The sequence below is a fragment of the Sphingomonas sp. ACRSK genome (assembly GCF_022346685.1).
Taxonomy (GTDB): Bacteria; Pseudomonadota; Alphaproteobacteria; order Sphingomonadales; family Sphingomonadaceae; genus Sphingomonas; species Sphingomonas molluscorum.
Map to the genome: position 1 here is coordinate 1 of NZ_JAKRNR010000062.1, position 7190 is coordinate 7190.

Consider the following 7190-nt stretch of genomic DNA (forward strand, 5'->3'; position numbering starts at 1 on the left):
CCGTGTCGAGCAGCGGCGTATTAGGAACGTCTACCATCGGCAGGGCTTAGCGCGACCCGCGCGCAGTGTCGATTGCCGGAAACGGAAGGTCGGCGGCCTAGCGGCAACGGGTTCAGGAAATAGGCCATGCTCGCGGCCAGTACCTGGTGGTGCAGCACCGCCCAGACATAGAGCAGCCAGTTGGCCGCGATCAGCACCGCGCTCGCCGCCAGCATCGCCATGGTGCGGGGATTGCGCAGCACCGCCCACAAGGAGGCGCGACGGCCCAGCACCAGCACGATCGGCACCAGCAGCACGACGGACCACAGCACCCGCTGCGCCACGATCTCGCCGGCGTCCACCTGATCGAGAAGGTGGAAATAGAGCGGCAGCAGACCCCACAGGCCATAGGCGGTGGCGCCGTGGATCAGGCCGCGGCGGCTTTCAGGCTGTTGCGTCATGATTTCGAGACCCGCGGTGGTGGGGGAGAAGCGCCGCTGCCGTGCCGCCAAAGCGCTGCCATGTCCACTCGCTTCGGATGGTCGCACGCCGGTCTGCACGGCTTCTGCACCGAAGCGCCATGGTTTCCGGTCGACCGCTTCCGCGCGACCTCGACGGGCGCTGCCTAGTCCCGGGCCGATCAAGGGAGATCGGCATGACCGCCAGCACGCACCGACCACGTTTCACCTTCCTCCGCAAAGCGCTCGGCGCCGTCGCGCTGATCGCGGTGGCGCAACTGCTCTTCTATGGCGAAGAGCCAGGCGCCACCCTCGGCGTCTTCGCGCTGGCCTGGACCGCGGTGGTCGCGCTCACGCGTCCCGACCTGCGCCGCAACCGGGCTGCGCTAGCCGCGCTGCTGGTAGCGGCCGCCTTCGGTTTCGCGCTGGTGGACGACCCCGACCCCCTCGACTGGTGCCTGTTCTGGGCGGCGCTCGCCTCCGCGGCGCTGCTCCCGCAGCACCGGTTCGGGACCGCGATTGGCTGGACCGGGCGGCTGTTCCTCCACGGCCTGCTCACTCCGTTGGCGCTGCTGCAGGACATGGTACGCCTGCGGAAGGTCTCACCCGCGCGGCCGGGGACCGGGCCAGTGGCGGTTCTCACGATCCTCGCGCTGCCGCTCCTGGGCGGCGCGACCTTTCTCGCGCTGTTCGCCACCGCCAATCCGCTGATCGGCAATGCCTTTGCCGCGATCCGCGTCCCCGATCTCAGCTCGGCCGTTTTTCATCTGATCTTCTGGTCGTTCGCGCTGCTGCTGGTCTGGCCCAGCCTGCGGCCGCGCCACGCCATGCTGCGGATCGGCGACGCCTTTGCGCTCGCGGGGCCGCGCGCACCGGACGTGCCGATCGCGACCCTCACCCTGTCGCTCGTGACCTTCAACGCGATCTTCGCGATCGAGAATGCGCTCGACCTCACCTTCCTGTGGAGCGGCGCGCCGCTGCCGGACGGCGTCACGCTCGCCGACTATGCCCATCGCGGCGCCTATCCGCTGATCGTGACGGCGCTGCTCGCCGGCGCGTTCGTGCTCGTCGCGGCCCGTCCCGGCAGCAGCGGCGCCCGCAGCCCGCTCGTCCGGCGGCTGATCCTGCTCTGGGTGGCGCAGAACCTGCTGCTCGTCGCCTCCAGCATCCTGCGCACCCTCGACTATGTCGACGCCTTTTCGCTCACCCGCCTGCGCATCGCGGCGCTCGCCTGGATGGTTCTGGTGGCGGTCGGACTCGTGCTGATCGTCTGGCGGATGCTGGCCGGACGTTCGACCCGCTGGCTCATCAACGCCAGCGCACTCGCAGGCTGCACCGTGCTTGCGGCTGCCAGCCTCATCGACCTGGGGGCAACCGCCGCCACCTGGAACGTCCGCCATGCGCGTGCCGGCAGCGACCTCGACCTCTGCTATCTCGCGCGCCTCGGCCCGTCCGCGCTGCTGCCGCTCATCGAGCTCGAGCGTCGCGCCGGCGGCCCCGTCCTGCGCGACCGCGTCACCTATCTCCGTGCAGAGGCGCAGCGGCGTCTCGAACGCGACCAGGCCGACTGGCACAGCTGGACCTGGCGCAACGCCCGCCGCCTCGCTGCCGCCCATGCACGGCTCGGTGACCACCCGTCGCTCCCCCGCGCCGTGCCGAACGGCCGGGGCTGTGACGGCGCTCCGTTCCCGCCACCGGCGCCGTTGACGCAAGGGCGGCAACCATGATCCTGTGCCCCATGCCCCGCACCATCCTCGTCGCCGACGACGATCCGCACATCCGCCAGCTGCTCGTCTTCGCCCTCGGCAAGGCAGGGCTCGACGCGGTCGAGGCGGAGGATGGCGAGGCCGCACTCGAGCTCGCCGAGGCGCGCCGTCCCGACCTGATCGTGCTCGACATCAACATGCCGCGCATGGACGGGCTGGAGGTCTGCCGGCGGCTGCGGGCAAGCGGCGAGCTGCCGATCCTGTTCCTCTCCTCGCGCGACGACGAGATCGACCGCGTGCTCGGCATCGAGCTGGGTGCCGACGATTATGTCGTGAAGCCCTTCTCGCCGCGCGAGGTGGTGGCGCGGGTGATGGCGATCCTGCGCCGCACCCATGCGCGACCACCCGCGGCCGACCACGTCGGCGCCGCCATCCGCCACGCCCGGCTCACCCTGGACGTCGAGGGATGGCAGGCACGCTGGGACGAGGCGGAAGTGCCGCTGACCGTCACCGAATTCTCGATCCTGCGCACGCTCGCGGTGATGCCCGGCAAGGTGTTCAGCCGCGACGCGATCATCGACCGGCTCCACGGCCCAGGCTTCGCCATCACCGACCGGACGGTGGACAGCCACATCCGCAACCTGCGCGCCAAGTTCGCGCAGGCCGGCGGCACCGACGTGATCGAGACGCGTCCCGGCATCGGCTACCGGCTCGGGACCTGCACCGGCGCCCCCGCGTGATCGCAGGCGCCAAGGCCTGGGCCCGGCGGCACTGGCCGCGGCTGTCGCTGCGCACCTATTTGTTCGCCAGCTTCTTCCTGGTTGCGGCGCTGCCCGGCGTCGGCGCGGTGTTCCTGCGCGTCTATGAGAACACGCTGGTCCGCCAGACGGAGGCCGAACTGGCCGCGCAGGGCGCGGCGCTCGCCGCCAGCGCCGCCGCAATGTGGCCAGGGACCTCTTCCACCCTTCCCGCACGCCCGCCCGTGATGGCGCGGCGGCCGTACGAGGCTGCCGGCAGCACCGAGGTCGATCTCAGCAGCACCCCGATCCTTCCGGAGCGCCCGGCCCCCGTCCCCGCCGGGCCGCCCACAGCCGATACGCATGCCGCGGCCGTGCGCTTTGCGCCCGTTCTCGCCAAGACGCGCGAAGCGACCCTCGCGTCGATCCTGCTGCTCGACCGGCAAGGTCGCCTCGTCACGGGAAGCAAGGCAGGCGGCAGCTACGCGGCCCTGCCCGAAGTCGCCTCCGCGCTCGACGGCAGGCCCGCCACCACCCTCCGCCGCAACGGAGCCTATCGGGCGGTCTATCGCTTCGAATGGCTGTCGCGAGCCGCCGCAATCCGCGTGCACCATGCCCGCCCGATCTTCGTCGATGGGCAGGTCGTCGGCGTGCTGCTGCTGTCGCGATCGGCACGCGCACTGTTCGTCGGCCTGTACGAGGATCGCGGCAAGATCGCCTTCGGGGTGCTTGCGATCCTGGGCGCGCTGATCGTCCTGTCGGGCCTGCTCTCGCGCGGCATCGCTCGCCCGATCGACCAGTTGCGCCAGGCCGCGCGCGGCGTCGCCGCCGGCCAGGGCAGCGTGCCCGCGGTGCCCCCCACCGCTGCCATCGAGATCCAGGACCTGTACCGCGACTTCGCCGTCATGGCCGAGGCGATCGACAAGCGTTCCCGCTACCTGCGCGACTTCGCCCATGCCGTCAGCCACGAATTCAAGACGCCGCTTGCCGCCATCCGCGGCGCGATCGAGCTGCTGCAGGACCATGCCGACGACATGGGGCCGGAGGACCGGCGTCGGTTCCTGGCGAATGTGGATGCGGATGCGCAGCGGCTGACGCTGCTGGTCTCGCGGCTGCTGGAGCTCGCCCGTGCCGACATGATGACGGCAGCGTCGGACGGCACCGCCGACGTCGTCGCCACGGCGCGCCGGCTGGCCGATGCGCTCGGCAGCGCGGAGTGCGCCGTCGCCGTCGAGGTGGAGACGCCCGTGCCAGCCGCCGCCATGCCGCAGGCGACGCTCGAGGCCGTGCTCACCACCCTTCTCGACAACAGCCGCCAGGCCGGGGCGAGCGCGATCACGATCGGCATCCGGGAGGATCGCGGCCTGCGCGTCACCGTCACCGACAATGGTGGCGGCATCCCGCTTGCCGACCGTGGCCGGATCTTCGAGCCCTTCTTCACCTCGCGGCGGGCACGCGGGGGAACGGGCCTAGGCCTGCCGATCGCACGATCGCTGCTGGCCTCGGCCGGAGGCGAGCTGGAACTGCTCGACACCCCGTCCGGCACCGTCTTCCGTCTTACACTCCCGGCAGCCCCTTAGAGGCAACCCCAGCAAGCGCCCCTGCCTCCCCAGGAGCACGCTGCCCCGGATCAGCCCTTCCGCTGCGCGATGTAGCGCGTGACCTGCTCCTCCAGCACGTCGAGCGGCAGGGCGCCCTGGCCGAGCACCACCTCGTGGAAGTCGCGGATGTCGAACTTCGGCCCCAGCTCGCGCTCGGCGCGCTGGCGAAGCTCGGCGATCTTGAGCTGGCCCACCATGTAGCTGGTCGCCTGGCCCGGCCAGTTGAAGTAGCGGTCCACCTCCCGCGCGATGTCGGTGTCGGATACCGAGCTGTTGGCCTTGAAGTAGGCGATCGCCTGCGCGCGGTCCCAGCGCTTGGCATGGATGCCGGTGTCCAGCACCAGCCGGATGGCGCGCCACACCTGGAGCGACAGCATGCCGAACCGGTCATAGGGGCCCTTGTAGACCCCCATCTCGTCCGCCAGTCGCTCCGAATACAGCCCCCAGCCCTCGGTAAAGGCCCCGTAGCCGCCGAACTTGCGGAACTTGGGGATGCCGGTCAGCTCCTGCTGGCGCGCGATCTGGAAATGGTGCCCCGGCGCGCCCTCGTGCGCGGCGATGGCGGCGACCTGCACCTTCTGCGTCTGGTTCATGTCGACCAGGTTGACGTAGTAGATGCCCGGCCGCGATCCATCGGCAGACGGGCGGTTGTAGAAGGCGGTGGAGGCCGTCCCCTCGCGCCACTTCTCGACCGCGCGGACCTCCAGCGGCGCCTTTGGCAGCACCCGGAAATAGCGTGGCGCGACCTCCATCACCGATGCGATCACCGCGCGTGCGTCGCGCAGATACGCCTCCCGGCCGTCCTCGGTGTTCGGATATTTGAACTTGGGGTCGGTGCGGATGTGATCGAAGAACTGCTCCAGCGTCCCCTGGAAGCCGACCTCCCGCTTGATCGCCTCCATCTCCTGCCGGATCGCCGCCACCTGGCGCAGGCCGAGCGCATGGATCTGGTCGGCGGTGAGGCTGGTGGTGGTCGAGTTCTTCAGCCGGTCGGCGTAATAGGCGGCGCCGTCCGGCAGGCTCCAGGCGCCGAAGTTGCCCTTCGACTTGGGCTCGATCTCGTCGAGCGCGGCGAACAGCGTGTCGAACCCGCGGCGGAACGGCCCCGTCAGCGCCGCCTGCGCGTCGCGCAGCAGCGCCTCCTTGGTGGCGGCCGGCGCGTCGAGTGCCCCCACCTTCTTGCGGAAGTCCGCCATCAGCGTGGAATCGGCGCCGGTGTCGAACGGCGCGCCGGTGATGACCTTGCGCGCATCCGCCCGCGCAGGCGCGAAGTTCACCTTGTTGGGGATGATGCCGGCGGCCGCCTGCTCGCGCATCGTCGCCGCGACTTCGCGCATCACCCGTTCTGTGTCGCGCAGCCGGGCGACATAGGCGCGTGCGTCCTCGACCGTGTCGACCTTGTGGTTGTTGATCAGCAGCACCGGGATCGAACCCGCGGGGCTGCCGTTGGTCGACACGGGGAAGCGCAGCTTGCGAAAGCGGAAGGATTCGCGCGCGCGCTCCCCCTCATATTCGAACAGGCGATAGCTGATGCGCGCGCTCTCGCTCAGCCGATCCGGCCGGAACTGCGCACGCAGTTGCTTCAACTGCCGCTCCGACAGGTCGCGCCGACGCTGCGCTGCCGCGTCCGTATAGTCGTCCAGCCGGTCATAGTTGGTCTTGAAGCCCAGGTGCGTCTGCGTCTCCGGGCTGAGGGCGACCTGCTCGTCGAAGGCGCGATCGAGGAAGGCGAGCAGCGCCGCGTCCTGCTCCCCTTCCGCGACCTTTGTCGCCTGCACCGTGGGCGGGGCGCTGCTCGCCTGGATCAGCGGAACGAGCGGCAACAGCAGCATCACCAAGGCAGGACGCATGGAAATCTCCCCTTTTGATTTCCTGCTTGTCGCGTGCCGTCCCGCGCCGCGCAATCGCCCGGCCGCACTTTTCCACGCCCCGGATCGTCAACCGCGCGGCGCCAGGATCTCCAGCAGCCGCGGGCGGGCACCCACGATGGGTTCGAGATGGGGATAGCGATGGCCGGTCGTGCAGGCGACCTCGACGGTGCGCTCCTGCCGGCCCGCGCGGACCTTCAGCCGGACGCGGCCGCCCGGGCCGTTCGCCGTTGCGACCGCGCTTCGCAGCGCATCGGGGGAGAAGGGCTCGCCTTCCACCTCCAGGATCGTCGTGCCGGTCGTGAGGGCTGCGGCATAGGCCGGCCCCTCCCACAGCACTTCCTCCAGCTTGCCCTGCGTGTCGACGGTCAGGCCCAGCGAGAACGTCAGATTGACGTTGCCCGCCAGCGTTTCGGCATTGCGCCAATAGTCGCTCGGCGCGTCCCGATAGACCAGCCGGTAGCCGCCCCGCTCCAGCCCCTGGAGCGGCGCGCCCTCGTGCTTGCCCTCGATCTTATCGCGGAAGAATCGCACCCAGTCGAACGGGGCGAGGTCCTGGAGCGCGGCGACCACCTCGTCGAAGGTGTAGGTGCGCGTGGTGCAGGTGCCCGCTTCCTCGGCCGCGAAGAACGCCCTCGCGAAATCGTCGAGCGAGCGGGTATCGTCCGAGAGCTCGCGGATGCGCGTGTCGACATCGAGCCAGACGAGCGACCCTTCCGAATGTCCGTCGTCAGAACATTCGGCACAACTCGCGGCGTAGATTAGCGGAGTGCGGACCTCGTCAGGGGGTTGATGTTAGGCGGCGAACTTGCGGTGCTGCAAGCGCCGATGTTCGATGGTC

The 7190-nt window shown here is 70.1% G+C and carries 6 protein-coding genes; 3 read left to right on the forward strand and 3 right to left on the reverse strand.

Going from position 1 to position 7190, the window contains the following annotated elements:
- Positions 1-20 precede the first annotated feature (20 nt).
- Entirely contained in the window at positions 21-440 is a 420-nt protein-coding gene (locus tag MHZ35_RS17390) for an EamA family transporter (protein ID WP_239436784.1), read from the reverse strand.
- Positions 441-634: 194 nt separating this feature from the next.
- Between MHZ35_RS17390 and MHZ35_RS17395 the strand changes: the two genes are divergently transcribed.
- Genes MHZ35_RS17395 through MHZ35_RS17405 form a run of 3 tightly spaced genes read left to right on the forward strand, consistent with a single transcriptional unit; the run spans position 635 to position 4460 of the window.
- Positions 635-2164 carry a DUF4153 domain-containing protein gene (locus MHZ35_RS17395; protein WP_239436785.1) on the forward strand — a complete coding sequence of 510 codons (1530 nt, stop codon included), beginning with the start codon at positions 635-637 and terminating at the stop codon, positions 2162-2164.
- A gap of 11 nt (positions 2165-2175) precedes the next feature.
- On the forward strand, positions 2176-2883 hold the full coding sequence (locus tag MHZ35_RS17400; RefSeq protein ID WP_239436786.1) for a response regulator transcription factor: 708 nt from the start codon (positions 2176-2178) through the stop codon (positions 2881-2883).
- Complete coding sequence (locus MHZ35_RS17405; protein WP_239436787.1) at positions 2880-4460, forward strand: sensor histidine kinase; 1581 nt, start codon at positions 2880-2882, stop codon at positions 4458-4460. Before MHZ35_RS17400 ends, MHZ35_RS17405 begins: the two co-directional genes overlap by 4 nt.
- Positions 4461-4510: 50 nt before the next feature.
- Here MHZ35_RS17405 and MHZ35_RS17410 read toward each other — a convergent pair whose 3' ends face one another.
- The gene (locus MHZ35_RS17410; protein ID WP_239436788.1) at positions 4511-6331 is read right to left on the reverse strand and encodes a DUF885 domain-containing protein; all 1821 of its coding nucleotides are present in this window, start codon (positions 6329-6331) and stop codon (positions 4511-4513) included.
- 87 nt (positions 6332-6418) lie between these two features.
- Positions 6419-6922: a hypothetical protein gene (locus MHZ35_RS17415; protein WP_239436789.1), complete on the reverse strand. Its 504-nt coding sequence runs from the start codon at positions 6920-6922 to the stop codon at positions 6419-6421.
- Positions 6923-7190 lie beyond the last annotated feature (268 nt).

Excerpts from the sequence above, each read along its gene's own strand:
- MHZ35_RS17395 (WP_239436785.1), top strand. The coding sequence starts at position 635 with ATGACCGCCAGCACGCACCGACCACGTTTCACCTTCCTCCGCAAAGCG.
- MHZ35_RS17390 (WP_239436784.1), bottom strand. The coding sequence starts at position 440 with ATGACGCAACAGCCTGAAAGCCGCCGCGGCCTGATCCACGGCGCCACC.
- MHZ35_RS17410 (WP_239436788.1), bottom strand. The coding sequence starts at position 6,331 with ATGCGTCCTGCCTTGGTGATGCTGCTGTTGCCGCTCGTTCCGCTGATC.
- MHZ35_RS17400 (WP_239436786.1), top strand. The coding sequence starts at position 2,176 with ATGCCCCGCACCATCCTCGTCGCCGACGACGATCCGCACATCCGCCAG.